Source organism: Avibacterium sp. 21-594, assembly GCF_026226815.1.
Taxonomy (GTDB): Bacteria; Pseudomonadota; Gammaproteobacteria; order Enterobacterales; family Pasteurellaceae; genus Avibacterium; species Avibacterium avium.
Genome location: NZ_JAKKOC010000001.1, coordinates 1,383,637 through 1,409,186, shown reverse-complemented (window position 1 = coordinate 1,409,186; position 25,550 = coordinate 1,383,637). Strand labels below are relative to the sequence as shown.

The following is a 25,550-nucleotide window of genomic DNA, read 5'->3' as shown; positions in this document are numbered from 1 at the left end:
TGGGGAAACTCACGCTAACTTCTTGATAGTTAGGAGAATATTATGACTAAATCAGAACTCATTGAAACATTAGTTCAACAACATCCTTCTATTTCAGTTAAAGATGTAGAAAATGCAGTAAAAGAAATTTTAGAGCAAATTGCACAAACCTTGGAAAATGGAGAGCGTGTTGAAGTTCGTGGTTTTGGCAGTTTTTCACTACATTTCCGTCAGCCTCGTGTAGGACGTAATCCTAAAACGGGTGCAAAAGTTGAATTAGACGCAAAATCTGTACCGCACTTTAAAGCAGGTAAAGATCTTAGAATGCGTGTAGATGCTCAAGCATAATAGTCAGCTAACTAAACGGCACCTTTTGTGTCGTTTTTTGTATTTATATAAATCTTTTGGAGTGCGTAATGATTAAGTATATTTTTGGTTTTATTATTTTACTCGCCGTTGTGCTAGTTGCTATCACCATTGGGGCGAATAATGATCAAGTCATTACCTTTAATTATATTGTTGCTCAAAGCGAATTACAGCTTTCCACGTTAGTGGCTATCTTATTTGGTTTTGGCTTGCTGTTAGGTTGGTTTATTACTGGCTTTTTCTATCTCAAATTAAAACTAAAAAATATGGGATTAGCACGCAAGGTAAAACGCCTTTCCGCACAAGTTACTGAATTAACATCAAGCCGAGATAAGGCTCCACAATAATGCTTGAACTGCTTTTTCTACTGCTTCCTATTGCCGCAGCTTATGGGTGGTATATGGGGCATCGTAGTGCGAAAAAGGATCAGGAAGAAATCACCAACAAATTATCCCGTGATTATGTAACGGGGGTGAATTTACTTCTTTCTAATCAGCAAGAAAAAGCAGTTGATTTGTTCTTGGACATTCTACAAAAACAAGAACAAGAAAATGAAATTGAACAAAGTTCACAATTTGAAGCCGAACTCACCTTAGGAAATTTATTCCGTTCCCGTGGCGAAGTGGATCGTGCATTACGAATTCACCAAGCCTTAGATCGTAGCCCTAATTATAGTTTTGAACAAAAACTGCTTGCTAAACAACAGCTTGCACGCGATTTTATGACCGTTGGCTTTTTCGATCGTGCTGAAGCGTTGTATATCCTTTTGGTCGATGAGCCAGATTTTGCGGAAAACGCATTACAGCAACTGGCGGTCATTTACCAAAAAATGAAAGAATGGAAAAAAGCCATTAATGTCGCGGAAAAACTCGCCAAAATTTCACCGCACTTTGATCCTATCCCCTTGGCACATTATTATTGTGAATATGCCCAAAGCCTTGATGCTGAGCAAAAAAAAATGGCTACGGCACTTTTACAGCGCGCTTTAACCGTTTATCCAAATTGTATCCGAGCGTCATTATTACTCGCACAAAATGAAATGTTGCAACTGGATTATCAAAGTGCGGTAAAAAATTTAGAAAATATTTTGCAGCAAAACCCCGCTTACATTGGTGAAGTGCTGTCGGCTTTAAAATATTGCTATGAAGAATTACATCAGCAAGATAATTTTGAGCTTTTTCTCATTAAAGCGAGCCAAGTGTGCAAAAGCAGTGCCGTTGATCTTGCCTTAGCTGATTTTATTGCAGAAAAAGATGGCCTTGTAGCTGCGCAAGCAAAACTTTATCAACAACTCAATCAAAACCCCACAACCATTGTTTTCCACCGCTTTATCCAATATCAAATTGAAAGTGCCGAAGAAGGGCGCGGTAAAGAAAGCCTGATTTTGCTATCAAAAATGGTGGGTGAGCGAATTAAGCAGGGTTTTGATTATCGCTGTACGAATTGTGGTTATCAAACAAACAAACTTATTTGGTGCTGTCCTTCTTGTCGTCAATGGGAAAGCATCAAACCAACGCCAGATATTGAATATAACTAAACTAACGAGGACGTGAAAATGAGCAGTAAAGTGATTGTTGCCCTAGATTATGAAAAAGAAGCGCAAGCGCTTGCCCTTGTCGATCAACTTGATCCAAGCCAATGTCGCTTAAAGGTGGGAAAAGAAATGTTTACCACCCTAGGCACTAATTTTATTAAACAGCTACACAGCCGTAATTTTGACGTTTTTCTTGATCTCAAATTCCATGATATTCCTAATACGGTCGCAAGAGCGGTGCGTTCTGCAGCAGATTTAGGCGTTTGGATGGTCGATTTGCACGCCAGCGGCGGTTTACGAATGATGGAAGAAGCCAAAAATATTCTCGAGCCTTATGGCAAAGATGCACCGATTTTAATTGGCGTTACCGTACTAACCAGTATGGAAGATCTCGATCTGCTACAAATTGGCATTAATGCGTCGCCAATGGAGCAAGTGATTCGTCTTGCCAATTTAACCCAAAGAGCAGGGCTTGACGGTGTGGTATGTTCGCCACAGGAAGTAGAAATTTTACGCGCACATTGTGGCAAAGATTTCAAATTGATCACCCCAGGTATTCGCCCGATTGGTTCTGATTTCGGCGATCAACGCCGTGTAATGACGCCAGCAGCGGCAATTCAAGCGGGTTCTGATTATTTGGTTATCGGACGCCCGATTACGCAAGCTGAAAATCCAGCAGAAGTGTTGCGTGCGATTAATGCGTCTATTGCGGGGTAATATGTCAGAAAGCACCTTAGTTTATTCCACCGAAACAGGCCGAATTAAAGCAGAAAAATCACAGCCTGAACGCCCTAAAGGTGATGGCATCGTTCGTATTGAGCGCCAAGTGAGCGGAAGAAAGGGCAGTGGTGTTAGCGTAATCAAAGGCTTAGATTTGCCCGATGATGAATTGAAAAAATTAGCTGCAGAACTGAAAAAACGCTGCGGCTGCGGTGGCTCGGCAAAAAATGGCTTGATTGAAATTCAAGGTGAAAAACGAGAGTTACTCAAACAGTTATTAGAGCAAAAAGGCTTTACTGTGAAGTTAGCAGGCGGTTAAAACTAAGCCGTCATAGAAAACAGTAAAAAGTGCGGTAAAAAATTGGGAAATTTTTACCGCACTTTTCTTTTTAAAACGAAAATAAAAATGGGCGAAATGCCCATTTTTGTTTTTTAATGTTCTCTTGTTTTAAAGAACGCGACATCAGGATAACGCTCTTGGGCAAGATTGAGATTGACCATTGTTGGCGCGATATAAGTGAGATTATCCCCCCCATCTAGCGCAAGATTTTGTTCATTTTTGCGTTTAAATTCTTCAAATTTCTTCGCATCATCACATTCCACCCAACGGGCAGTGGCAACATTTACAGTTTCGTAAATGGCTTCCACGTTATATTCTGATTTTAAGCGTGCAACCACCACATCAAATTGTAGCACCCCAACCGCACCAACAATTAAATCATTATTGGTTAATGGGCGGAAAACTTGCACCGCACCTTCTTCGGAAAGCTGCACCAAACCTTTGAGCAATTGCTTTTGTTTGAGCGGATCTTTAAGACGAATGCGGCGGAATAATTCTGGCGCAAAGTTTGGAATGCCAGTGAATTTTAATTCTTCGCCTTGGGTAAAGGTATCGCCAATTTGGATTGTTCCGTGGTTATGCAAGCCGATAATATCGCCAGCATAGGCTTCTTCTGCGTGGGTGCGATCGCCTGCCATAAAGGTTAAAGCATCAGAAATCACTACATCTTTGCCGATACGAACGTGGCGGAGCTTCATTCCTTTTTCATATTTGCCCGAAACAACACGCATAAAGGCGACGCGGTCGCGGTGTTTTGGATCCATATTGGCTTGAATTTTAAACACAAAGCCCGTGAGCTTTTCTTCGCTACTTTCAACCAGACGAGTATCCGCTTGGCGAGCTTGCGGTGCAGGCGCCCATTCGGTTAAGCCGTCAAGGAAATGATCCACCCCAAAATTGCCTAATGCCGTACCGAAGAAAACAGGGGTTAGCTCACCGCTCAAAAAGAGGGATAAATCAAATTCGTTCGATGCCCCTTTGACTAGCTCTAATTCCTCACGCAGTTGCTGGGCTAAATCCGCGCCTACGGCAGCATCTAGCTCAGGATTATCCAAGCCTTTAACGATGCGAACCTCTTGAATGGTATGCCCTTGTCCAGTCTGGTAAAGATAGGTTTCGTCTTTGTATAAATGATACACGCCTTTGAAAAGCTTTCCGCAACCAATTGGCCAAGTGATAGGCGCACAATGGATATTTAATACGCTTTCCACTTCGTCCAATAATTCCATTGGATCACGAATATCACGGTCTAACTTATTCATAAAGGTGAGAATTGGCGTGTCGCGCAGACGGGTAACTTCCATCAATTTAATGGTTCGTTCCTCAACCCCTTTTGCGCTGTCAATGACCATTAAGCAGCTATCTACCGCGGTTAAAGTGCGGTAAGTATCTTCCGAGAAATCTTCGTGTCCGGGGGTATCAAGCAAATTCACCAAGCATTCGTTATAAGGAAATTGCATTACGGAGGTGGTGATGGAAATTCCCCGTTGTTTTTCCATTTCCATCCAGTCGGATTTCGCGTGCTGGGCTGAGCCTTTTCCTTTTACTGAGCCTGCTTTTTGAATAGCATTTCCGTAAAGCAACACTTTTTCCGTAATGGTGGTTTTACCCGCATCGGGGTGGGAAATAATCGCAAAGGTTCTGCGCTTATTAACTTGTTGTGGATAATCGTTCAAAGACATTGTTCTCTAAGTATATCGTCAAAAAATGGGCTCTATTTTCCCTGATATTTAGCCTATTCTCAATCTTTTATTTTGTCTTTGTGCGATTTTTCGCTGAACGAAAAAAATTAAGCAATCGTTTGCTTCAAAAGGGGAAAAGTGCGGTACAATATGCAACAGTTTTTTCACGAATTAAAAAGAGGCCAAAATGAGCGAGCTAAGTTTAAAAAAAATCTATTCGGGCAAAGTGCGCGATCTCTATGAAATTGACGATAAACGAATGCTGATGGTTGCCACCGATCGTTTATCTGCATTTGATGTAATTTTAGATGATCCTATTCCGCGCAAAGGCGAAATTCTTACCCAGATTTCCAATTTTTGGTTTAACAAATTAGCCTCAATTATGCCGAATCATTTCACTGGTGACACGGTGTATGATGTGTTACCGAAAGCGGAAGCGGATTTAGTCAAAGATCGCGCGGTTGTTTGTAAACGCTTAACGCCAATTAAAATTGAATCTATCGTGCGCGGCTACCTTACAGGAAGTGGTCTCAAAGACTACTTACAAACAGGCACGATTTGTGGCTTGGAATTACCAAAAGGCTTGCAAGAAGCGAGCAAATTACCTGAACCTATTTTCACCCCATCAAGCAAAGAAGAAGTGGGCAATCACGACATTAATATCAGTTATGCAGAATGTGAACGATTGATTGGAGCAGAGCTGGCAGCCCAAGTGAAAGAAAAAGCGCTCGCCCTTTACAAAGCCGCAGCAGAATATGCACTGACTAAAGGCATCATTATTTGTGATACCAAGTTTGAATTTGGTTTAGATGAAAACGGCACGCTCACCTTAATGGACGAAGTGCTAACGCCAGATTCTAGCCGTTTCTGGTCGGTGGATACCTATCAAGAAGGCGTCAATCCGCCGTCTTTTGATAAACAATTTATCCGCGATTGGCTAGAAAACAGCGGTTGGAATAAAGAACCCCCAGCGCCAAAAATTCCCGCAGATGTCATTCAAAAAACCGTGGATAAATACCAAGAAGCGTTGGATTTATTGACGAAATAGTAGAAAAAGAGCGGTTAAAAATCAGAGATATTTTGACCGCTCTTTTAAATTTCTGCATAATGTGCCGCTTAGATGACGAAAAGGAAATATTATGTCAGAAAATCAATCCAAGCCTGTATTTTTTATCACCTGCTTTTTGCCTTTATTATTGTTAATTTCGCTAGATAGCTTCGCCCTTTATTTACAAGGTCAGTCAAAGGCTATTTCACATTTCAGTCTTGCTGTTTTTGTTGCACAACTGCTTTGTATTTTGGTATGCCATAAGGGCGAAATTTGTAATGGGCAACGTTCGCGCCTAATTAAGGTGAATAATTATTTTTTAATTTATTGGATATTTTGGCTCTTGCTAAGCCTATTTTCTAATTATCATTATGTGCTAACGGATATGCTCTGTTTATGTGGAATAGGTACAACCTTAGCCATTTATTTCCAACCAGCAGAAGTGCAGTTGCGTAAATCTATTTTGCTTTTTGCTACGTTATTAGCGGCTCTAGGCATTGTGTTGTATGGATTAATTTTCACCCAGCTATCTTGGGTGGCTTTATTGCCTTATTCCCCTTTCGGGCAAATTCTATTAGGGGTTATTTTGGCCAATTTGGTTCTTGTGATCAGTAAAAACCGTTTACAAGGATTTATCGCATTATTGCCACTCATAATGATTATTTTCTTACTACTTAATGCCATTTTTTCTGTTCTGTTAGTTTATTTGGCACTGCAAAGTGCGGTGATTTTTGCTAATGAATTGGCGTTAGGGCTATATTTTTTATTGCATCTTGTATTAATGGTGATTATTGCTTTTCCAATTATTAAACAAACGAAATTTAGCTATCAAACGCTTTTATTGCTCTTTTTTATTACAGCAAGCCTTCCCATTTGGACGAATTTTGCTTTCTTAAAATAATGAAAAAAAATCCCCGCACTTTTTACGGGGATTTTATCAATATAACGATTTATTTTTGTCTTGCAAAAACCATTTTCACCATTTGCCAGAAGAAGGCAAGCGCGCCTAAGCCGAAAATCACATCGCCTAGGATACGCACCCAGCGTAGGGTAACGAAAAGATCTTGCTGCATAAATTCTTCACCGCGTGCATACCATAATCCGTGTACCATATTGGCGTGCGCTTGGATTACGCCGATTGGTAAAAGGCTTGAAATAATCATCACGACTAAGCCGATATTTAAACTCCAGAAACCAAATTTCATCAGTTTGTCGTCAAATTGAATGCTTGGACGTAAGTAACGCACGATGAGAAACACAAAGCCAAGAGCAAGGAAGCCATAAACCCCAAATAACGCAGCGTGTGCGTGTACTGCTGTTGTGTTTAGCCCTTGGACATAGTAAAGCGAAATAGGTGGATTGATTAAGAAACCAAATACGCCAGCGCCTAACATATTCCAAAACGCCACGGCGACAAAGCAGTAAATAGGCCATTTTAAGCGTTCCATCCAAGGTGCTTTTTGTTGCATTGACCAATGCTCCCAAGCTTCATAACCGAGTAACACGAGCGGTACAACTTCTAACGCGGAGAACGATGCGCCAACGGCGATAATTGGTGTGGTAGCCCCTGCAAAATATAGGTGGTGGAATGTGCCAGGAATACCTCCAATTAAGAAGATTGATGCTGACGCAATAGTGGAAACGGTTGCAGTGCGGCGTGAAACTAAGCCTAAGCTGACAAAAATAAAGGAAAGTGCCGCCACAGAGAATACTTCAAAGAAGCCTTCAACCCAAAGGTGTACTACCCACCAGCGCCAATATTCCATCACAGATAAATGAGTGTGTTCGCCATAGAACAAGGCCGGGCCATAGAATAAACCAATAGCGATAACAGAAGCAAAGAACAAAGCGAGTAAGTTTTTATCGCCAGGTTGTTTAAAGGCATTGATAGTGCCGCGTAGCATTAGGACTAGCCAGAATAAAATACCTGCATATTTTACTGCTTGCCAGAAGCGTCCGAGATCGATAAATTCATAGCCTTGATGACCGAACATAAAGCTCAGTTCTTTTGGAATTTGGTGGGCAATCGCTAAATAGCTACCAGTAAATGATCCCACAACTAAGACAACTAGCGCCCAAAATAGAATATCTACACCGAGTTTTTGATATTTTGGATCTTTGCCACCATTGATAATCGGCGCAAGGAATAAACCACCAGCTAAGAATGCCATTGCGATCCAGAATAATGCACTTTGAACGTGCCAAGTGCGAATTAAGGAATAAGGTAAATATTCAGAAAGTGGAATACCGTAGAAATCTTGTCCTTCTACCGTGTAATGGGCCACGATTGTACCAAAGGTAACTTGTGCAATGAATAATGCGACCACGGTGAATAGATATTTACCCAAGGCTTTTTGTGAAGGGGTAAGCTGAATTTTAGTGAGCGGATCAACCACATCTGGTGTTGGATCTTTTTCATCTTCTTTTTTCTTGAATGCCCACACCCAAACCATCATTCCAATCCCTAGGATTAAGAAAACGATACTGGCAATTGACCACATAATATTTTCTGCCGTTGGCACATTATTAATGAGTGGTTCGTGCGGCCAGTTATTGGTGTAAGTGGCATCTGTATTTGGACGATTAGCCGAAGCAGTCCAAGCTGTCCAGAAGAAAAACTTGGTTAAATCTTGACGATCCGATAATGCTGGCAGAGTGTTATCTTTCATCGCAAAATGATCGCGAGTGAGTTTAAATTGCGGATCATCACCGTATAAGGAAATATAATATTGTGCTGTTTTTTCAATAGCTTGCTGACGAGTATCAGATAATTGCACCGCACCATTTTCAACTTTGCTGCCACGATATTCGCGAGTTAAGCGAGATTGTAACACAGCCTTTTGATCATCATCTAAAGCATCAAAATTTTTACCAAATTCTTTTTGTGCGGTAATGTCTAACCAATTGGTGAGTTCTCGGTGTAACCAGTCTGCCGTCCAATCGGGGGCTTGGTAAGCACCGTGTCCCCAAATTGAACCAAGTTGCATTCCCCCAGTTGTTTGCCACGCCGTTTGGCCTTGCAAAATATCTTGTTTAGTTATCAAGGTTTCGCCATTGGCATTGACATATTTTTCTGGAATGGGCGGCGCTTCACGATAAATATCCACTCCAAAATAACCGAGAATAGAAAATGCGCCGATAAGCACCACAATTAAGGTGTACCAGAGCTTTTTGTATTGCCCCATAATAGATCTCCATAGTTTAAGTAAATAGAGCATTTACAGCTCAGAAAAATACTGTCAAATGATAGCCATATGACAGCACGAATTAATACCCGACTAATTTTATCAAGTATTTTTGTGTATGGAGATAAAAGTGATATTTTGTTGCGTTAGATCAAATTTCTAAAAAATAAAGTGCGGTGGAAAATGTATAAAAAAAATCGCCATTCAATGAATGACGATTTTATCAATTAGAAAGAATAACTTAGATTAATATTTGTGCCTTTTTGGTGGTAGTTACCAACATTGACGCTTATAGATATTTTCCAATTTTTGTATTGATAGCTGCTGCCCGCACCAAACTGTACTTGAGTTTTCGGGTAAATCTTATTGCGTTGATCTACCTTGGCTTGCACGCCGACATAATTGACTTCGCTTTTGGTTTTTCTGGATAAGTTTTTTTGCACGCGCGTGTGAGCAAAAAGATTGATATTACCGAATTGGTAATTAAGCTGGGAAACAGCACCAAGACTACTAAACTGGGTTTTCAGTTTGTTAATTTGTACATCACTGCTCGTTGCCAAATGTGATAATTCTTTGTATCCATAGGCAAGATCAAACATATTTTGCCAGCTTAAATTCGCCGTAATCGGATAACGCCACGCCATTCCAACATTGGCGCCATAGCCCGTTGTGCGACCTTCATTGTTGTTGTGTTCAGTATTAAAGCTAAAGCTACTTTGATATTTCAGCTTACCTTTGCCGTAATTCACCGCACCGAACAATTCAACTTGTGGCGATAAAGCATAGCCGTAGCGGAGTTGCAATTCGGTAAATCTTTTTTTTAAGGATTTAGTTACCGCTTTGTAACGTTCTTCATAGTTATGTTGCTGATTGCTTAACCTTATCTTTTAAATTGGTTCTTAATGACATATAGTCATTAAAATCAAGTAATGCTAGTACTGAAGTATAAGGATTATCTGGATATTGAGTATGATCATTACCTGTTGCAAATAATTGTAATGAGCCTTGCTGAGCTATTTCAGCGACCTTATCCCCATATTGTTTCCACCGTTCTTCAATATATTGAAGATAAGGACTTTCCAGATCTCTATCCGCAATTTCTTCATTCCAAATATGGGCAATAACAGGGGCATATTCTTTGGTTTGTGCTTTTAATTGCTCATTTGCGGCTTTAGTCGCAGGGAGTCTGCGCCTCCAATCGCTATCTGTAAGCCCTAGCCGTTGAACAGCGTAAATTTGCCCATGTTGTGCGGTATTGAGCAATATACGAGCCATTTCCGTTCCGTGCAGATCGTAAAAAAAGCGTTCAAAGTCATAACGATTAGGATATTCTTTATTAGGTGAGAATTCTGTTGTTACTCTAAACCCGCCTGCCGCTTTCTTGTCTTCAATTATTTCTTCTGGATAAATTTCCCCTTCATTAAAAGAACGTAAATCTAACCCCGTATCAACGTGGATCGCTCTTGCAAGTTTAACAAAATCACTTGTCGCCGTGCGATCGGTGTCTTGCCAATCGACTTCTGATGGGGAGTTTTCGGTTAAATCTTTTAATTTTTCCACCGCACTTTGGCGATCAAGGGAAAGAGCAAAGGGCTATGTAAGGCAAGGGCAACGGCCATTGCAATCGGTGTAAATCTGATATTCATAATAGGATAAAAAGGTGAGATAAATTTGGCTGATTCTATATTTTTTGAAAAGCAATTTCAATAAAACTAATAATTCTTTTTAGGTATAAGCCTTGTGATATGGATAAAAAAGCCGATCTAATGATCGGCTTAAGTGAAATTTTCTGTTAAATCAATTTATTAACCAATCACTTGTGGTAAATAACCCGCTTGGATTAAGAATGGTACATTCATAATTAATAATCCTAATAACAAGGCAATAAATAAGCTTATATTTCCGCCTAGTACACGGTATGGCATATCAGGATAGCGTTTCCGTGCTTGCCAAGCCATTCCAACGGGTAACACTAAACCATAGAAAGTAAACATTTGTCCTGCATAGCCTAAGGCCGCAATAAAGCCATCTGGATAGAATAAAGCAAAAGCAAGTGGTGGAATAAAAGTCAGTAAACCGAGTTGGATGCGATTGGCTTTAATGTTTACACGTTTTAATAAATCGTCTAAGCAGTCAAACAGTGATAATGCCACGCCAAGGAAAGAGGTAACTAATGCAAGGGTTGAGAATGTTCTTACCGCACCGCTAATTAATGAACTCCCCGTCGCTTGGAAGGTGGCATTGATTAACCCATTTAATGTCGGATCATTATTTACAATTTGCACAAATTCAGATTGTGGAAAAACGCCGTGCGTTGCCATTTGCCACAAAATATAAGCCACTAATGGGATTGCTGTCCCTCCAATAATGGCAATACGTAAACGGCGAATATCACCATCTAAGTATTTGTTAATACTAGGAATAATAACGTGGAAGCCAAATGACGTGAAGAACACAGGGCTTGCCGATACAATCAAGAAATCTTTCAATGGCATTGCAAGCAAGTTATCGCTTGTTACCAATGGCAACATCATTGCCAACACCAGCACAAACGCCACCAGTTTAATCACGAATAATAAACGGGTGAGTGCGTCCACCGCACCTGTACTAATGACGATAAACACGCCTAGCACCACCGTGAATAGCACGATAGAAACGGAAGTCGCATTATCCCCTAAAAACGGCAATAATCCCGCTAATAACGAACCGCCACCTGTTACATAGGCGGAAAGAATGGCGTACATAAAAATCACTAGCGAAAGCGTCGCTAACACACGCCCTGTAATACCGAAATATTGTTCAGCGAGTGTCGCAATTCCTGCGTCTTTGCGTTCAGCTTTTTGATACACTTCAACAAATAGCAACGCACTGTAAGAAAGCAAAATCCACAGGATAAAGAGTAATGCGAGCGTATAGCCAAAGCCCATTTCTGCTGAAGTGAGCGGCATCGCCAACATCCCCGCCCCAATTGTCGTCCCCGCAACAAGCAAGGCACTTCCAAATGTCTTGTTTTTCATAATATTTTCCTAGTTAAACTAAAAGTGCGGTAGATTTTACCGCACTTTTTTGTAAATGTAATCATTTTTTTACAGGGTGTTTTTATTTCTTTACAAATTGTTTTTTTGTTTTGTCGTTAAATTGCTTTTTTCTTTGTTATTAATAACGGGTTTCGCCGTTGGCGACTTACTTTCTTTTGCGTTCCAAAAAGAAAGTAAGCAAAGAAAAGGAACCCCGATCAAACCGCTTTTCCTCATTCCAATAAAATTTTCTTCACGAAAAATTAGCCTGATGTTCGCTACGCTCTCGCTCGGCGTGATTTTTCTAAAAATTTTATCTCCATTCGGGCGGTTTGGACGGGGAATACGGTTAGGGTGAATTTTAAAGTGCGGTGGGAATTTTTGGATTTTTAGAAAGTGCAAAGAAAATTCCCTTATCTCAGCCACTGCGTGGCTGTACTATCTAACCACCTACGGCTCGTAGGTGGTAAAGTTAAGAATAAATCTCCCCTAACCCCTCTTTACTAAAGAGAGGGACTGGTAGGTGCAACCTATTGAAAGCGTATCATCATCTCCCGTGTAAATTGCCTTCATTTTTAACAAATTTTTAGAAAAGTAACGCCTGAACGCAGCGCAGCGAGTATGGGCTTACTTTTCGTTAAGAAAATTTGTTAAAAATGAAGATAAGCAATTTAGTCGGGTGCTTTTTTCTTTGCCTACTTTCTTTTGAGCAAGCAAAAGAAAGTAGGTCGCTCAACGAGCGAAACTCGTTATTAACCACAAAGAAAATCCCTCCAACCACAAGAATAAAATATCTCAACCTTGATTTTTATGATAAAATCCGCCCCTATTTCCATAACATCAAACATAGGACAGATTATGAAAGTATTAGAAGGCGCGATTGCAGCACCAAATGCCAAAGTTGCGGTGGTGATTGCTCGTTTTAACAGCTTTATTAACGAAAGTTTATTAGAAGGCGCATTAGATGCGTTAAAACGTATTGGTCAAATCAAAGATGACAATATCACTTTAGTGCGCGCCCCCGGTGCTTATGAATTACCTTTAGTTGCTCGTCGCTTAGCAGAAAGCAAAAAATATGATGCGATTGTTGCATTAGGTACTGTGATTCGTGGTGGTACAGCACATTTTGAATATGTTGCAGGTGAAGCGAGCAGTGGGCTAGGACAAGTAGCTATGCAGGCAGAGATCCCTGTTGCGTTCGGGGTTTTAACAACGGAAAATATTGAACAAGCCATTGAACGCGCAGGCACTAAAGCGGGTAATAAAGGTGCAGAAGCGGCTTTAGTTGCTTTAGAGATGGTGAATCTATTGGCTCAAATTGATAACGCATAATGGCTGAATTTGTGATGAATGATAAAGTAAAGAAACCAAGCCAACGTCGTCGCGCAAGAGAATGTGCCGTACAAGCATTATATTCTTGGGATATTTCACAAAATCCTATTGATGAAGTGGAATTAGCTTTTGTTACCGAACAGGATATGCAAGGCGTGGATATGCCTTATTTCCGCAAATTATTACGTCAAACAGCCGAAAATATTGATACGGTGGAAGCCGCAATGACGGCTTATTTGGATCGTAGCCTTGAGGAATTAGATCCCATTGAGCGTGCTATTTTGCGTTTAGCCGTGTATGAGCTGAAATTTGAACTAGATGTGCCTTATAAAGTGGTGATTAATGAGGCAATTGAAGTAGCAAAAGTTTTTGGTGCGGATGATAGCCACCGCTATGTGAATGGGGTATTGGATAAAGTCGCCCCAGCGTTATCACGTAAATAATTATTTCATGGAAGGGTTGTAATGAGTGAAGGTGAATTTGACTTAATTAAGCGTTATTTTACAGCCTCTAAGCGCCCTTCTCGTAAAGATGTCATTCTGGCTATTGGCGATGATTGTGCCATTACTGAACATCGGCAAAATCAACGTATTGCCATTACAACGGATACGATGGTAGAAAATACCCATTTTCTGCCCTCTATCTCTCCCGCCGATCTTGCCTATAAAGCTGTCGCAACAAATTTGAGTGATTTGGCGGCAATGGGCGCTGAACCAGCTTGGTTTTCTCTTGCATTAACACTCCCTCATATTAATCATTCGTGGTTACAGGCATTTAGCCAAAGTTTCTTTGAAATCCTTGATCATTATAATGTTGATCTGATCGGTGGTGATACCACCAAAGGTGCTTTACACGTGATTAGCATTACCGCACAAGGGATTATTCCCAAAGGGAAAGCATTATGTCGCCATAGTGCCAATGTGGGTGATTGGATTTATGTATCAGGTACACTTGGTGATAGTGCTGGTGGGTTATCATTATTACTCAATTCGCCTAATGCGGTGAGAAATCAAAGTGCGGTGCAAAATTTGTCTAATTCTGAACAGGATTATTTAATTAAGCGTCATCTTCGTCCCACACCAAGAGTGTTACTTGGATTAGAATTGGCGGTATCATCGCTTGCGAGTTCAGCCATTGATATTTCCGACGGTTTAATCGCTGATCTTGGTCATATTTTAGCGCGTAGTCAATGTAGTGCGGTGATCAATGTAGATAAACTTCCTTTGTCCAAGGCATTAATTAATACGTTTGGTTTAACTAAAGCGGAGCAATTTGCCTTAACTGGGGGGGAAGATTATGAACTCTGTTTTACTGTGCCAGATGATTTGCGTGCAAAATTAGATCAACACTTAAGTCATATTGGCGTGAATTACACTTGCATTGGACAATTACGTGCTTTGCGTCCGGCTAACAAAAAATCCATTCAACTTCTACGCCATGGCGTAGAAGTGGCAATGCCACAGAGCTTAGGTTTCGATCATTTTAAATAAAAGATTATGCAAAAAATTCAACAAGATCCACGTCATTCTCTGCGATTAACGAACCCAATTCACTTGCTTGCCGTTGGGTTTGGTTCAGGTTTGCTTCGTCCCGCCCCCGGAACTTGGGGAAGTTTAGCCGCCACATTAATCGGTGCGGCACTTTTGCAGGTAATGCCGTTAAAAATCTTTCTTTTTTTCACCGCACTGTGTTTTATTGCAGGTTGCGTTATTTGCCAGAAAACTGCTGATGATATGGGCGTACACGATCACGGTGCGATAGTATGGGACGAATTTGTTGGTATTTTTATGGTGCTTGCTGTGTTACCAGAAATCAATGTGCTATGGTGTACAATAGGTTTTGCCGTATTTCGTGTTTTCGATATTTTAAAACCTTATCCTATCCGCTATTTTGATCGTAAGTTGCAAAGCGGCTTTGGCATTATGATTGATGATGTACTGGCAGCAATTTATAGCATTATCGCAATACATCTTTGTTTATCTGTTGTTATGGAGAGTCTTATTTAATGTGGACCGTATTATTCGTTAATCTTGTTGGTTTACTTAGCCCGGGGCCAGATTTCTTTTATGTAAGTCGCAAAGCGGCCAGTGAAAGCCAGCGTAATGCGATTGCAGGCGCAATAGGTATTGGATTCGGTATTTTATTTTGGGCGACTTTAGTTATTTTTGGGCTAGCTATAATTAATCGAACCAATTACCTCGTACAGTATATTATTATGTGTTTAGGGGGAGGTTATTTAGCTTATTGTGGTATAAAGATGTTGCAAGTAACGAAAAATGCACAGTTAGCCACGCTAAAACCACATCAAGAAATACATCACCCTATTTCACGTGAAATTATGAAAGGATTATTGATCAATCTGAGCAATGCTAAAGTGATCGTTTTTTTTAGTAGTGTGATGTCAGGCTTTATGGCGAGCATATCAAATAATACAGAAATTATGTTGATTATTCTCCTATTAGCCTTGGAAAGTGTGCTTTATTTTATCTTAATTGCATTTTTCTTTTCGCGTAAAATCGTTCGTGATTTTTATAATCGCTACAATCGCTATATTGACAATTTTGCGGGAATTGTTTTCCTCTTTTTCGGTGGTGAACTGATTTATTCGGGCTTAACCACCATTATTGAACTCACCTCGTAACAGGAGTAGAAAATGACATTAAAAATTGCCGTGGTAGGGGCTGGTGGCCGTATGGGACGCCAATTAATTCAGGCCGTACATAACGCAGAAGGCGTAAAATTAGGTGCAGCGTTTGAACGCAAAGGTTCATCATTGGTCGGAACAGATGCGGGTGAATTGGCGGGAATTGGGCAACTTGGCGTGAAAGTTTCTGATGATTTAAACGCAGAAAAAGATCATTTCGATTTAATCATTGATTTCACTCGCCCTGAAGGCACGTTAGCACACTTGGATTTTTGCGTTCAACACCAGAAAAAAATGGTGATTGGCACAACAGGATTTGATGATGCAGGGAAACAGGCTATTAACAAAGCTGCGGAGCAAATTGCGATTGTCTTTGCCTCTAATTATAGTGTCGGGGTTAATTTAGTCTTTAAATTACTTGAAAAAGCCGCCAAAGTGATGGGCGATTATTGTGATATTGAAATTATTGAAGCCCATCACCGCCACAAAGTGGACGCACCATCAGGCACAGCGTTATCTATGGGGGAACATATTGCGAAAACCTTGGGGCGTGATCTCAAAACTCACGGGGTATTTTGCCGTGAAGGGATTACGGGTGAGCGTAAACGTGATGAAATCGGCTTTTCTACAATTCGTGCCAGTGATGTTGTCGGTGAACATAGTGTGTGGTTTGCAGATATTGGTGAACGTGTAGAAATTTCTCACAAAGCCTCAAGCCGAATGACTTTTGCTAATGGAGCAGTGCGCGCCGCAAAATGGCTTGCAGGTAAAGAACAGGGCTTGTTTGATATGACAGATGTGTTGAGTTTGAATGAGCTTTAAGGTTTGTCTGGGGAAAAGTGCGGTGGGATTTTTCTAATTTTTAGAAGGTATAAAGAAAATTCCCTCGTTCCAGCCACGGCGTGGCTGTATAACCTAACCGCCTACGGCTCGTAGGTGGTGAAGTGCCTTTCAGAACAAATCTCCCTTAACCCCTCTTTACTAAAGAGGGGGATTGGTAGATACAATCTATGAAAGCGTATTATCATCTCCCGTGTAAATTGCCTTCATTTCAATGCAATTTTTAGAAAAATCATGCCGAACTAGGGCGTAGCGAACATCAGGCTGATTTTTCGTTAAGAAAATTTTATTGAAATGAAGATCAGTAATTTAGCTGGGGCTTTTTTCTTTGCCTACTTTCTTTTGAGCAAGCAAAAGAAAGTAGGTCGCTCAACGAGCGAAATCCGTTATCAATTCCAAAGAAAAAAGTGATTTAACTGCGACATAAAAACTTTACTTGCTTCCAGTTGGGAAACACAAAAGAAAGGAAGTTGCCAACGGCGAACCCGTTATTAATCACAAAGAAAAAAGAAATTTATCTCAGGAAAAAGAAAATTTTACTCAAATACGACTATTCCAATATCTCACTTTAAAAAATGAAAATCACCCTATTAAAACAAAAAATCACCCTTGAACACCACAACGAAATGCCGTTGCTTCAAAAATTAGAAATCAACGGCATTTATCCAGAATATCAGTGCCGTTCGGGTTATTGCGGCGCTTGTCGCACAAAAATAAAAAAGGGTAAAGTCCGCTATAATGAACCTCCACTTGCTTTTGTAAATGAAAACGAAGTGCTACTTTGCTGCTGCCAAGTGGAAAGTGATTTAGAGTTGGAGTTATGAGGTGGGGTGCTTTCATATAAAAGCAAGATTATAATCGATATATTTAACTTTAACGCTTTTTCAAGGGAAAATAATATCGCTTTACGGAATTAAGGAGATTGCAATAATAATGAGCGAAATAGTTTGACTACTGACGCGTATTTGGTAGATTGAAGATGTATAAATTTTGGAGATAAACGATGAATGAATTTAGTACCGGTTTTATATTAGCAATGATAGGTTTTAAGCGAATATTTGCATTTATTCTGCTTGCTCTTGTTGGTTTCGTTTATACCCATTATGGTGTGAAATTGCTCGACTTAATCCCATTAAGTGATGAATACTATCGTGGTTTGCTATATGCGCTAATTTTACCTGGCATTCCCCTAATATTAGGTGCTATTTGGATTATTAAAATTTTACGAGACCCAACGCTAACGAAAGAAGAAAAAATAAATCGATTATTTGGTCAATATTAAATAATCAGTTAATGGACAACAAGCTCGCTATTTAGCGGGCTTTTTTATTGAAGGCAAGAATGTCCCATATTAGGCGAAATCCCAAATCTTGGCGACATAGGTTTTAGATTTTGAAGGGGAGTATTGGTTAAAGGTTTAACAATTTTGCTCATATCTCATAACCTTATGAAAAATAAAGGATAATTAACCTTTTAGAGCCCTCGTAAAAATCCCTTTAAGGTGAGGGATCTAAAAAGTGTGGATGTAAGCAAACAAAGAAAAACAAAAATGAACAAAGACAAACAGTAACATATTGTTTCTGTTGCATTTTTTTGAAATTTTGAACGTAGGCGAACGTAGAAAAGTAGTAGAATGGCGGTGAGAGGGTTCGCCATTCAGTAATTTAAGGCATTGTATTATAAGGCTTTTTTATTTCGATTGTTGAAAAAAGGGATCATTTGGGATCACTGTTATTTTTGCTAGTTTTTGCCCTAGCTGGATTATCAACCATCAAACATCATCAGCATAATGAAAAATTTTAATATTCTTGGTTACTAGTCAATAAGCAAAAAAATTTTCTAGCAGCGTGAAAAAAATTTTTTTGTCTGAGTGTAGAAAACGTTTGGGAAAATGGGAAAATGGGAAAAAGTGCCATTTTTCTTTTTATATTCAATGAATTAAGCAAAAAATAAAAATGGGAAAATGCTTAAATTTTTGGGAAAAATCACCCCGAAAAATGGGAATTTTATAATTTTGTCTATTTTTTGTGCGTTTTGTTTGAGAGAATGATTTTTTCTTAATTTGGGAAAAAAAAGGCGATTTTTGGGAAAATTTTCTTCATTTTGGGAAAATTATTTTAAATTTGGGAAAATGATTTTTTATAACTTATTGATTTATATAATATAATATATTTTTATATTGATATTTTCCCATTTTCCCAATTTATTTTATCTATCCTAGTAAAATTTTATTTTATAGCTTGCTTGGTGTTGTAAGATGTTGAGCAAAAAAAAGCCAACTTGTAAAGCTGGCTTATTGAGTAAGTGCGGTGATTATTCTTCGGTTTTTTCTGTTTCTTCGATTAAGGCAGGATAGACGATAAAAAAGCGTTTTCCCTTGCTGTTGATATACCGTTCTAATTGTGTAGGCACTTTGTGCTGATAGGGTCTTTGTTTTTGTTCCGTGCCAGTTTTCAGCATTTGATGCTTTTCCATTGCTTCAAATACCAGCTTGCGGGGAAATTCGCTTTCTTTAATCACGTCTTTAAAGGCTTTAGGGTGAATATAAAAATGCTCAATTTCACCGCAAAAGCCATCTAGAATGCGATAGCCCAAGATTTTTTGAATAATCCGCTGCGTGGTGGGTTCAGGAACTTGAATAAAGCCGCTTTCTGCGTTTTCATCAAGCCAGCCATTGAAGAACTCAATAATTTTTTCTTCTTCCCGTTCGCCTGTGCCGTAATCAATGTGCCAATCATTGAAGGATTGAATTAAGCATTCCCGATTATCTGCTTCCGCCCATAAGGTTAAATGCCGTGCGGTCTGTAAAGCGGTTTCTAATATGGCAAAATTGCTTGCTACCCTTTGCACCTGTGCGGCGGTGTTATTGGCAAGGCGTTCTGCCCATTCGGTTTTATAGCATTGATATTCTGCTTTGATAAAGGCTTTGTTTTCGGCAATGTATTTGATCCATTCCCGCCCCACTACGCCATAATGATTTAGGCTTGCTTCATTCAGGTGGTCGGCGTGGGCTTTGTTATTGGCAAAGCCGTGTAAGTGATTGGCTTCGATTAAAGGAATATTCAAAAGCCGCACTAATTGCCCCGCATTAATGTTTACCCCTTTGGATTGCAAAAAGCCTTCTACGTCTTTTTCACCCGTTGAAAGTGCGGTGATTTTCCAGCGTGAAAGTTCATCGTTGCCGCCTTCTTTCATTCCTTTTGCTCGCCCTTTTTCATTGAAAAGTGAATAGGCGATATTTTCCACGTCATAAATCTTTTTGGCTTGCCCTAATTCATCAAGGGTAATGAAGCCGTCATTTCTGGCTGCCGCTTCGTTATTTAGGGCGGTGGCTGTGGTGTTCCAGCTTAAATCAATTAAATCAGGGTTGCCATAAAGACTATTGGCAATGTTCAGCGTGGTTGTTTTCCCTTACTTGAAGAATTAAATAAATGAACGCCAAAACTTTTGCATTAATCAGGCGTAAAAGCGGGCTAGCTAAGGCGGTAGCAATGCCTAACATCATAGACGTGTTTTTGTTGGCATAGCGGGCAATTTCTTGCTGCCAGCTTTCAAGCGTGCCTTTGGTGCCATAGCCGCCCGCATTGGCGCTTTTGTTTTTGAAGATAATAGGTTGGCTAGGTTCGCCCAAAATCTCACCGCTAGGCAATAAATACGCCCCATTATGCCAGCCTGTGGAATGGGTAACCGCCCAAGATTGCACATTCAGCCCCAAGGCGTGAAAATGCTCAACAAGGTTTTGTGCAATCCCTGTTTTCGGTGTCATTTTAAAGCCTTGGTTTTTGAGTAAGCGCCAAGCGGTATCAGTGCCAAAATCACCGCAATTTATGGCCTCAATGCGGGGTTCTTTTTCGTCTGGGTTGTGCCATTGGAAAATATAGAAATAATCGCCGTTTTCGTTTTTACCTTTGCCGATTAATTCCAGTTTATCGCAGATCCATTTCAAATCTTCCCGCAGCACTTCGCCCGTATCTTTGTCTAGCTTTGGTACAACATAAAATAGCCCCTCAAGTAGCCCGTTTTCGCGATAATCAATATAAGGCGAGGTTTTCAGGGCGTTTTGGTCTATGCTGGCTTGTGCGATCAGTTTCGCTGCCTCCGCTTCGCCTTTGCGTATGCGCTCAATATAGGGGCTGAAGTTTTCGATTAATTCCCCAGTTGCGACATTATGCAAAGAAACCACTTTTGCGGCGGTTTTGGTGGCTAAATTATGGCAAATTGCTGTGCGTTGTTGCTCGCTTAATTGCCCGCATTCAAACAGTTTAATGTATTCTTGCATTTTTGGCGCAAGGGTTTGTGCGGGGATATTTTTAAGCGGATTTTCGCCAAAAATATAAGGCTTGAAATCGCAGCCTAATTTAAGCAAGTTTTCATTGAGCATTTGCCATAATGTGCCGTTTCCGTTATCCCACGCTTGCCACGCTTCATCACCAATTAAAATGATTTGATCTTCTTGCGCTTTGGGTTTGGTTGGCTGATATTTTCTCTTTCCGTTCATCATAATTTAACCTCTGATGTTACTAACTCACTTAATTGAGAATGTATTTTCTCTTGTAGGCTTTCTATGTGCTTTAGGTAAACCTGTTCTATTTGTGCCATTGCATTTAGTCGTCCTATTTTTTTACTAGGAGCTTCACCTAAATTGAATGCGGTCAAGGTTTCATAAAAATAAGGAAATGTTGTCAAATTTTCTAATTCAGTGCTTAGTTGTTCGCTAAGTGCTTTAATTTCTTCTAATTTGTTTTTCATTCTTTCCCCCTATTTTTACTAATTTGAGTAGGTAAACTGTTAATAATTGCTTCTATGGAATGAGTAACCCCCCACATATTCCCGTTGTGGTGATAAACTTTTGCGGCGTTTAATCGCTGTTCTATAAATTTAATTGCCGCTTTAGCTTGTTGATCATTTAGTGGATCACCGTGATTAAATAGCGATTTAGGTTCTGCGCTATTCATTTTTGAATGCTCCACGGGTTTAAGTGGTGTCGGCTCTAGTTTGGGTTGTTTCACTTGAGGTGGCTTTTTAGTTGGATAGCGTAAAGGATAAATCGCATATTCAATACGCATTAGATTTTCTTTTGCTTCTTTGATCTGCTTTTTTGCGTATTTTTCCTTTGCCTGATCTAACCAATATTGAGCGATCTTTATTTGATTTTCACACATAGCGCCCCCCCTTAATACGTGCAAAGCAAATCGCCTCTTGTGGGGTGAGGTTTAGGAATTGGCGCGCGTGCGCTTCGCTTTTGGCATAGGTTGAAACGTGTAGGCGAGAGCCGACTAATTGGAATTTGTAGATCATTGCTGATAGTCCTTTGGTTGATTGATTAAAGGCTATCGCGAAACTTCTCACGGTTTGGCGATAGCGTGTAGCAGGGTGAGAAACTAGTACCAAAGGAAAACTAGCCAATCGCAAGGATTGCCCACTACACGCCATCATAGAGAGAATTACCGCTGGGCGGTTTTTTTTGGGTGTGTGAAATCTACGAACAAAAAAAGCACGGGTTGGCGTGCTGTTCGCCTTTGGTATATTCAGCTTCTCACGGCTGGCTTTCGATTTTGCGAAAGCGGGGAAAGCATAATTTGAAGCTTGGGCATTTGTCAATAAATATGCGTGAATAATTGAAAATAAGTTGTTATTTTTTCTTATTAGTGTAATATTACTCATTGATTTATGGTTATTTTTAATCATAATGAAACAATCCTTCATAAATCCTTACCTTGTTGGTTATTAAGGGGAACTTAAAGCGCACGATTGGCAGATCACAGGTGCGCTTTTTCTTTGCCTGAATTTTGCCCCGTTCATTTGGGATCTTGTTGCCATTTATGGCTGGGTGTAACCGGTTTAAATACGCCTTTTTTAATGTCGCTTAATTGGGCGGTGATTGTGCCTTTAATATCGCATTCCACGCAGTAAACAAGGGCTTGTGTTACGCACGCGCTAGGGCGTTCTGATGTGCGGATATTCAATGCTTTTCCACATTCTGGGCATTTAATTTTTAAACCTTTCACTTTCTGCATACCCTTGTTCAAGCCGTTGAATTAATTCTTTCTTTTGCCGTAAAGAAAGGCGATTGAGGGCGTTATAAATTTGCCCAAAAGGTGAGCTTTTCATCTTGCTATGCTCTTCTCGGTGAATATCTTCATACAGTGAAATAAGCACTTTTATTCTTTCGTTATCAGATAGGTGAATAAATATCCGTATGATTGTCATTACATCGCTGCTCATTGTGTTAGCCCTTTATTTGGATTGTGTTTTGTTAGCCACGCTTGCACGTCTTCTAATTGCCATAAGCTACGTTTGCCAATTTTGATCGGCTTTGGAAAATCGCCCATTTTTACTAGGTGATAGATTTTTGTTCTGCCGCCGATTTTCATTGCTTGTAATTCTTTTAAGGTTAAAAGCGTCATTGTGTTTACTCCTTTAAAATTGGCGTACCCTTGGGCGGTTACGCCGCTAGAATTAGCCTAAAATCACCATTGCAGGATCAACCGCTGCCATTAAGCCCAAATCTTCCACAACATAGCCTTCAAAGCGCCAATAGCTCACGACTTCCCGCTTTCTTTCGTCATCTTGTCGGATTGAATAGCGCCCACTGCGGTTATGCGTGTAAAGACTTAAATTCTGTAATGTCGTGACTACTGCGCCATAAAGTGGAAACTGTGGCGGGGTGAGGGTTTTCATTCCGCCGAATTGATTAGTGATATAGTGATTTTGCAAACCTACTTTATCCTGCTCTGCTGGGGTTGCGCTGGTGATCGGCTGTTCTTCCCGTGCCAATAACCCAGCACCCACTAAAAAGACAAGATCGTTGCGGTTTCTGTGGTGTTCATCTAATTGATTTCTTAGGGCAATGGCTAAGGCATCTAAACTGACATAATCAGCATTTTCACCAAAGATTTTTAGTTTGCCGTTTTTGCCCGTGGCTTTCACATTTTCGGGCTTTTGCTCGGCAAGCAAAGCTAGCCAGCCTTTATTCACGTCAGAAAGATCAACGGCTGCCGTATTTTGCGCAACGCTTTTACCCGCCCAGCCGATTTGCATAATATTGGCGGCGATTTGATCTAAAACAAATTCATCAATCAACTGATCAAATTTTTCTGGGTAAAGGTTGAAAAGATCTAGCATTCCCCATTTCAATGTAATTCCGCTATCTGTTTCATACACTTGATAGCCGTCTTCGTGATCAGATTGTTCAATGATATGGCGTTCTAGGTATTGTCGCCCTGTGATATTGGGCTTGAGAGGCCCGAAAATTTTCCGCCCTTGCTCATTATGAACGGGGATTGCGTTAATTGCTTTGAGGAAATCAGAACGCTGGGTAATTTTTTCAAGCATTGCTTGAACTTCGTCTTTCTCTAGCGAGAAAGCGTCTTTATTGTACTGATCTTCGGCATTAAACTGCTTTGCCTTGTTTTTTCTGTATTGGTGAAGTGCGGTTAAAAAATCCATTGTTTTTCTCCTATGTATGGTTGGTGTCAAAAAATCAAAAAAATGTTTTTTCTACGCTCGCCAAAGCCGAAAACTGCTTTTTTTTGTTTGCGGGGGGAATGGTAGGAAAAAAGAAATTTCAATGGTGAAAACTTGCCAAAAATCGCCATTATTTTTCATAATATATTGATATATAAATTAAAAATTTTTATTTTTGGCAAGTTTCTGTATGAATTACAAGATTTTTATGGCAATAAAAAAGCAAGGCCTAATTTGCCTTGCTTTTGGTGATTTTACTAAAATGATTTCTGATAGTGCGGTTGCTAACTTTTTTAATCTCTTCAGGGCTTAGTGTTTTTAAGCATTTCTCAACATCATTAGCTAGTTTATTTTTGCTTAATTTCCCGCTTTTGGTTAAATAACGTCTATCTATAGGGCGACTAGGATCGATAATGCAAAGAAGCCCAGCAATAATACTTTTCAATGTATTGATTTCTGTTGGGTTGCCGTCGTAAGTGAGTTTATTTTTTAATTGTATAATTTGTGTTTTGAGTTGTTTATTCTTGTTATATTCCTTTAATATAGGACTTGTGATTTCTCCATTTTTAATTATTCCCTCAATATCCTTTCTATGAATATATAAATTATCTATAAAATTAAAATTTTCTTTTAAAAATTTCTTTATATCAATAAAAATAGTAGCAATATCAACTGTAAGATATAAACAAATAAAATGCTCTATTATATCAATATTTTCAATTGTCTCTTTGTTGTAGTCTCCTTTCAATAAATCAATAAAAAATCCATATGTTAAATTTCTTGCCGATGTCAAAGCCTCCTTGTTTTCAAGTATTCCTTTATATAATTTTACTATTTCTTCAAATTCAACAATAAAAGGAAAATATCCATTAAATTTAAAGCTATTACTTATTCTTATGGCTTTTTCTGCAAAGTAAATTGGCTTTTTTGTCCTATTATCAATGATTTGAAAAAGTGGTATTCCTCCTTTGTTTTGATTTATTCTTCCTTTTTCTATTAACTCTAATGTAATAGAGCTAAATTCATTTTTCAAAACCTTTTTGTTATCTTCTATTATTTCTCTATCAATTATTTCTTCTTTATCATCATACTTAATAAAATAGTACTCATCAATCTCACCACATACGCTTAAAATAGGTTCTTCCTCAATAATCTCCTTGCCAATAAAGAACATCTCTTGATTTCCTGATATATGTATATATAACTTAATCATTTTAAAGAATATTAAGTAAGCTAATTCTTCGCAGCTAATCTCTTTGCCAAAAAGATCTAAAGACGTATTTATAAAGGTACGCAATGGAATAAAATCTTGATCTTTAAAAATGTCCATAGAACAAATCCTCTAGTCTGTTTTTATTTACAGAATTATACTGTTTATTATTACAGTTGTGAAGTG

30 protein-coding genes are annotated in these 25,550 nt (G+C 39.5%); 15 read left to right on the top strand and 15 right to left on the bottom strand.

Features of this window, described 5'->3' with window-relative positions:
- Window positions 1-42 precede the first annotated feature (42 nt).
- The 5 genes from L5B76_RS06640 to yciH all read left to right on the top strand — a co-directional run bounded on the left by L5B76_RS06640 (window position 43) and on the right by yciH (window position 2,918).
- On the top strand, window positions 43-327 hold the full coding sequence (locus tag L5B76_RS06640; RefSeq protein WP_103853141.1) for an integration host factor subunit beta: 285 nt from the start codon (window positions 43-45) through the stop codon (window positions 325-327).
- 68 nt (window positions 328-395) lie between these two features.
- A complete protein-coding gene (locus tag L5B76_RS06635) occupies window positions 396-692 on the top strand; it encodes a LapA family protein (protein ID WP_103853140.1) in 297 nt (98 codons plus the stop codon).
- Complete coding sequence (gene lapB / locus L5B76_RS06630) at window positions 692-1,882, top strand: lipopolysaccharide assembly protein LapB (protein WP_265754749.1); 1,191 nt, start codon at window positions 692-694, stop codon at window positions 1,880-1,882. The genes L5B76_RS06635 and lapB overlap by 1 nt, the downstream gene beginning before the upstream one ends.
- Window positions 1,883-1,900: 18 nt before the next feature.
- On the top strand, window positions 1,901-2,596 hold the full coding sequence (gene pyrF, locus L5B76_RS06625; RefSeq protein WP_265754748.1) for an orotidine-5'-phosphate decarboxylase: 696 nt from the start codon (window positions 1,901-1,903) through the stop codon (window positions 2,594-2,596).
- 1 nt (window position 2,597) lies between these two features.
- Complete coding sequence (yciH, locus tag L5B76_RS06620; RefSeq protein ID WP_265754747.1) at window positions 2,598-2,918, top strand: stress response translation initiation inhibitor YciH; 321 nt, start codon at window positions 2,598-2,600, stop codon at window positions 2,916-2,918.
- A gap of 113 nt (window positions 2,919-3,031) precedes the next feature.
- On the opposite strand, the gene prfC is transcribed toward yciH, so the two are convergent.
- Window positions 3,032-4,621 carry a peptide chain release factor 3 gene (prfC, locus tag L5B76_RS06615; protein WP_265754745.1) on the bottom strand — a complete coding sequence of 530 codons (1,590 nt, stop codon included), beginning with the start codon at window positions 4,619-4,621 and terminating at the stop codon, window positions 3,032-3,034.
- Window positions 4,622-4,808: 187 nt separating this feature from the next.
- On the opposite strand from prfC, the gene L5B76_RS06610 reads away from it, so the two are divergent.
- Together L5B76_RS06610 and L5B76_RS06605 are read left to right on the top strand one after the other, a co-directional pair.
- Window positions 4,809-5,669, top strand: coding sequence for a phosphoribosylaminoimidazolesuccinocarboxamide synthase (locus L5B76_RS06610; protein WP_265754744.1), 861 nt, complete (start codon window positions 4,809-4,811; stop codon window positions 5,667-5,669).
- Window positions 5,670-5,760: 91 nt separating this feature from the next.
- The gene (locus L5B76_RS06605; RefSeq protein ID WP_265754743.1) at window positions 5,761-6,570 is read left to right on the top strand and encodes a hypothetical protein; all 810 of its coding nucleotides are present in this window, start codon (window positions 5,761-5,763) and stop codon (window positions 6,568-6,570) included.
- Between the two features lie 49 nt (window positions 6,571-6,619).
- Here L5B76_RS06605 and L5B76_RS06600 read toward each other — a convergent pair whose 3' ends face one another.
- From L5B76_RS06600 to L5B76_RS06585, 4 genes are all read right to left on the bottom strand, one after another.
- Window positions 6,620-8,854 carry a nitric-oxide reductase large subunit gene (locus tag L5B76_RS06600; RefSeq protein ID WP_126372227.1) on the bottom strand — a complete coding sequence of 745 codons (2,235 nt, stop codon included), beginning with the start codon at window positions 8,852-8,854 and terminating at the stop codon, window positions 6,620-6,622.
- A 227-nt stretch (window positions 8,855-9,081) separates the two neighbouring features.
- A complete protein-coding gene (locus L5B76_RS06595; RefSeq protein WP_265754742.1) occupies window positions 9,082-9,657 on the bottom strand; it encodes an autotransporter domain-containing protein in 576 nt (191 codons plus the stop codon).
- Between the two features lie 55 nt (window positions 9,658-9,712).
- Window positions 9,713-10,414: a hypothetical protein gene (locus L5B76_RS06590; RefSeq protein WP_265754741.1), complete on the bottom strand. Its 702-nt coding sequence runs from the start codon at window positions 10,412-10,414 to the stop codon at window positions 9,713-9,715.
- 245 nt (window positions 10,415-10,659) lie between these two features.
- Window positions 10,660-11,871, bottom strand: coding sequence for an aromatic amino acid transport family protein (locus L5B76_RS06585; RefSeq protein WP_265754739.1), 1,212 nt, complete (start codon window positions 11,869-11,871; stop codon window positions 10,660-10,662).
- Between the two features lie 858 nt (window positions 11,872-12,729).
- Here L5B76_RS06585 and ribH point away from each other — a divergent pair.
- From ribH to L5B76_RS06545, 8 genes are all read left to right on the top strand, one after another.
- Window positions 12,730-13,203, top strand: a complete 474-nt coding sequence (ribH, locus tag L5B76_RS06580) for a 6,7-dimethyl-8-ribityllumazine synthase (RefSeq protein ID WP_265754737.1) — start codon at window positions 12,730-12,732, stop codon at window positions 13,201-13,203.
- A 14-nt stretch (window positions 13,204-13,217) separates the two neighbouring features.
- A complete protein-coding gene (nusB, locus tag L5B76_RS06575) occupies window positions 13,218-13,646 on the top strand; it encodes a transcription antitermination factor NusB (RefSeq protein WP_265755535.1) in 429 nt (142 codons plus the stop codon).
- A gap of 21 nt (window positions 13,647-13,667) precedes the next feature.
- Window positions 13,668-14,693, top strand: coding sequence for a thiamine-phosphate kinase (gene thiL, locus L5B76_RS06570; RefSeq protein ID WP_250350159.1), 1,026 nt, complete (start codon window positions 13,668-13,670; stop codon window positions 14,691-14,693).
- A gap of 6 nt (window positions 14,694-14,699) precedes the next feature.
- Complete coding sequence (locus tag L5B76_RS06565) at window positions 14,700-15,209, top strand: phosphatidylglycerophosphatase A family protein (protein ID WP_265754736.1); 510 nt, start codon at window positions 14,700-14,702, stop codon at window positions 15,207-15,209.
- Window positions 15,209-15,844, top strand: coding sequence for a LysE family transporter (locus L5B76_RS06560; RefSeq protein ID WP_250350161.1), 636 nt, complete (start codon window positions 15,209-15,211; stop codon window positions 15,842-15,844). The genes L5B76_RS06565 and L5B76_RS06560 overlap by 1 nt, the downstream gene beginning before the upstream one ends.
- Window positions 15,845-15,856: 12 nt before the next feature.
- The gene (dapB, locus tag L5B76_RS06555) at window positions 15,857-16,669 is read left to right on the top strand and encodes a 4-hydroxy-tetrahydrodipicolinate reductase (RefSeq protein ID WP_265754735.1); all 813 of its coding nucleotides are present in this window, start codon (window positions 15,857-15,859) and stop codon (window positions 16,667-16,669) included.
- 593 nt (window positions 16,670-17,262) lie between these two features.
- Window positions 17,263-17,511, top strand: a complete 249-nt coding sequence (gene yfaE, locus L5B76_RS06550) for a class I ribonucleotide reductase maintenance protein YfaE (protein ID WP_110478933.1) — start codon at window positions 17,263-17,265, stop codon at window positions 17,509-17,511.
- Window positions 17,512-17,690: 179 nt separating this feature from the next.
- Window positions 17,691-17,969 (top strand): hypothetical protein, encoded by a 279-nt coding sequence (locus L5B76_RS06545; protein WP_265754733.1) that lies wholly within the window; start codon window positions 17,691-17,693, stop codon window positions 17,967-17,969.
- 1,031 nt (window positions 17,970-19,000) lie between these two features.
- Here the strand turns inward: L5B76_RS06545 and L5B76_RS06540 are convergent.
- The 10 genes from L5B76_RS06540 to L5B76_RS06495 all read right to left on the bottom strand — a co-directional run bounded on the left by L5B76_RS06540 (window position 19,001) and on the right by L5B76_RS06495 (window position 25,484).
- Window positions 19,001-20,044, bottom strand: coding sequence for a DUF927 domain-containing protein (locus tag L5B76_RS06540; RefSeq protein WP_265755534.1), 1,044 nt, complete (start codon window positions 20,042-20,044; stop codon window positions 19,001-19,003).
- A gap of 22 nt (window positions 20,045-20,066) precedes the next feature.
- Window positions 20,067-21,188, bottom strand: a complete 1,122-nt coding sequence (locus L5B76_RS06535) for a DUF927 domain-containing protein (RefSeq protein ID WP_265754732.1) — start codon at window positions 21,186-21,188, stop codon at window positions 20,067-20,069.
- The gene (locus L5B76_RS06530; RefSeq protein WP_265754731.1) at window positions 21,185-21,436 is read right to left on the bottom strand and encodes a hypothetical protein; all 252 of its coding nucleotides are present in this window, start codon (window positions 21,434-21,436) and stop codon (window positions 21,185-21,187) included. Before L5B76_RS06530 ends, L5B76_RS06535 begins: the two co-directional genes overlap by 4 nt.
- Window positions 21,433-21,849 carry a hypothetical protein gene (locus L5B76_RS06525; RefSeq protein WP_265754729.1) on the bottom strand — a complete coding sequence of 139 codons (417 nt, stop codon included), beginning with the start codon at window positions 21,847-21,849 and terminating at the stop codon, window positions 21,433-21,435. The genes L5B76_RS06530 and L5B76_RS06525 overlap by 4 nt, the downstream gene beginning before the upstream one ends.
- Window positions 21,842-22,351, bottom strand: coding sequence for an ash family protein (locus L5B76_RS06520; RefSeq protein ID WP_265755533.1), 510 nt, complete (start codon window positions 22,349-22,351; stop codon window positions 21,842-21,844). The genes L5B76_RS06525 and L5B76_RS06520 overlap by 8 nt, the downstream gene beginning before the upstream one ends.
- Window positions 22,352-22,485: 134 nt before the next feature.
- Window positions 22,486-22,695, bottom strand: a complete 210-nt coding sequence (locus L5B76_RS06515) for a transposase (protein WP_265754728.1) — start codon at window positions 22,693-22,695, stop codon at window positions 22,486-22,488.
- Window positions 22,676-22,912 carry a hypothetical protein gene (locus L5B76_RS06510; protein WP_265754727.1) on the bottom strand — a complete coding sequence of 79 codons (237 nt, stop codon included), beginning with the start codon at window positions 22,910-22,912 and terminating at the stop codon, window positions 22,676-22,678. Before L5B76_RS06510 ends, L5B76_RS06515 begins: the two co-directional genes overlap by 20 nt.
- A complete protein-coding gene (locus tag L5B76_RS06505; RefSeq protein ID WP_265754726.1) occupies window positions 22,909-23,094 on the bottom strand; it encodes a helix-turn-helix transcriptional regulator in 186 nt (61 codons plus the stop codon). The genes L5B76_RS06510 and L5B76_RS06505 overlap by 4 nt, the downstream gene beginning before the upstream one ends.
- 52 nt (window positions 23,095-23,146) lie before the next feature.
- Window positions 23,147-24,136, bottom strand: a complete 990-nt coding sequence (locus tag L5B76_RS06500) for a phage major capsid protein, P2 family (RefSeq protein WP_265754724.1) — start codon at window positions 24,134-24,136, stop codon at window positions 23,147-23,149.
- A 247-nt stretch (window positions 24,137-24,383) separates the two neighbouring features.
- Complete coding sequence (locus L5B76_RS06495) at window positions 24,384-25,484, bottom strand: hypothetical protein (protein ID WP_265754723.1); 1,101 nt, start codon at window positions 25,482-25,484, stop codon at window positions 24,384-24,386.
- Window positions 25,485-25,550: the final 66 nt, after the last annotated feature.

Excerpts from the sequence above, each read along its gene's own strand:
- L5B76_RS06640 (WP_103853141.1), top strand. The coding sequence starts at position 43 with ATGACTAAATCAGAACTCATTGAAACATTAGTTCAACAACATCCTTCT.
- L5B76_RS06635 (WP_103853140.1), top strand. The coding sequence starts at position 396 with ATGATTAAGTATATTTTTGGTTTTATTATTTTACTCGCCGTTGTGCTA.
- lapB (WP_265754749.1), top strand. The coding sequence starts at position 692 with ATGCTTGAACTGCTTTTTCTACTGCTTCCTATTGCCGCAGCTTATGGG.
- pyrF (WP_265754748.1), top strand. The coding sequence starts at position 1,901 with ATGAGCAGTAAAGTGATTGTTGCCCTAGATTATGAAAAAGAAGCGCAA.
- yciH (WP_265754747.1), top strand. The coding sequence starts at position 2,598 with ATGTCAGAAAGCACCTTAGTTTATTCCACCGAAACAGGCCGAATTAAA.
- prfC (WP_265754745.1), bottom strand. The coding sequence starts at position 4,621 with ATGTCTTTGAACGATTATCCACAACAAGTTAATAAGCGCAGAACCTTT.
- L5B76_RS06610 (WP_265754744.1), top strand. The coding sequence starts at position 4,809 with ATGAGCGAGCTAAGTTTAAAAAAAATCTATTCGGGCAAAGTGCGCGAT.
- L5B76_RS06605 (WP_265754743.1), top strand. The coding sequence starts at position 5,761 with ATGTCAGAAAATCAATCCAAGCCTGTATTTTTTATCACCTGCTTTTTG.
- L5B76_RS06600 (WP_126372227.1), bottom strand. The coding sequence starts at position 8,854 with ATGGGGCAATACAAAAAGCTCTGGTACACCTTAATTGTGGTGCTTATC.
- L5B76_RS06585 (WP_265754739.1), bottom strand. The coding sequence starts at position 11,871 with ATGAAAAACAAGACATTTGGAAGTGCCTTGCTTGTTGCGGGGACGACA.
- ribH (WP_265754737.1), top strand. The coding sequence starts at position 12,730 with ATGAAAGTATTAGAAGGCGCGATTGCAGCACCAAATGCCAAAGTTGCG.
- nusB (WP_265755535.1), top strand. The coding sequence starts at position 13,218 with ATGAATGATAAAGTAAAGAAACCAAGCCAACGTCGTCGCGCAAGAGAA.
- thiL (WP_250350159.1), top strand. The coding sequence starts at position 13,668 with ATGAGTGAAGGTGAATTTGACTTAATTAAGCGTTATTTTACAGCCTCT.
- L5B76_RS06565 (WP_265754736.1), top strand. The coding sequence starts at position 14,700 with ATGCAAAAAATTCAACAAGATCCACGTCATTCTCTGCGATTAACGAAC.
- L5B76_RS06560 (WP_250350161.1), top strand. The coding sequence starts at position 15,209 with ATGTGGACCGTATTATTCGTTAATCTTGTTGGTTTACTTAGCCCGGGG.
- dapB (WP_265754735.1), top strand. The coding sequence starts at position 15,857 with ATGACATTAAAAATTGCCGTGGTAGGGGCTGGTGGCCGTATGGGACGC.
- yfaE (WP_110478933.1), top strand. The coding sequence starts at position 17,263 with ATGAAAATCACCCTATTAAAACAAAAAATCACCCTTGAACACCACAAC.
- L5B76_RS06545 (WP_265754733.1), top strand. The coding sequence starts at position 17,691 with ATGAATGAATTTAGTACCGGTTTTATATTAGCAATGATAGGTTTTAAG.
- L5B76_RS06535 (WP_265754732.1), bottom strand. The coding sequence starts at position 21,188 with ATGATGAACGGAAAGAGAAAATATCAGCCAACCAAACCCAAAGCGCAA.
- L5B76_RS06530 (WP_265754731.1), bottom strand. The coding sequence starts at position 21,436 with ATGAAAAACAAATTAGAAGAAATTAAAGCACTTAGCGAACAACTAAGC.
- L5B76_RS06525 (WP_265754729.1), bottom strand. The coding sequence starts at position 21,849 with ATGTGTGAAAATCAAATAAAGATCGCTCAATATTGGTTAGATCAGGCA.
- L5B76_RS06520 (WP_265755533.1), bottom strand. The coding sequence starts at position 22,351 with ATGAGTAATATTACACTAATAAGAAAAAATAACAACTTATTTTCAATT.
- L5B76_RS06510 (WP_265754727.1), bottom strand. The coding sequence starts at position 22,912 with ATGAGCAGCGATGTAATGACAATCATACGGATATTTATTCACCTATCT.
- L5B76_RS06505 (WP_265754726.1), bottom strand. The coding sequence starts at position 23,094 with ATGACGCTTTTAACCTTAAAAGAATTACAAGCAATGAAAATCGGCGGC.
- L5B76_RS06500 (WP_265754724.1), bottom strand. The coding sequence starts at position 24,136 with ATGGATTTTTTAACCGCACTTCACCAATACAGAAAAAACAAGGCAAAG.
- L5B76_RS06495 (WP_265754723.1), bottom strand. The coding sequence starts at position 25,484 with ATGGACATTTTTAAAGATCAAGATTTTATTCCATTGCGTACCTTTATA.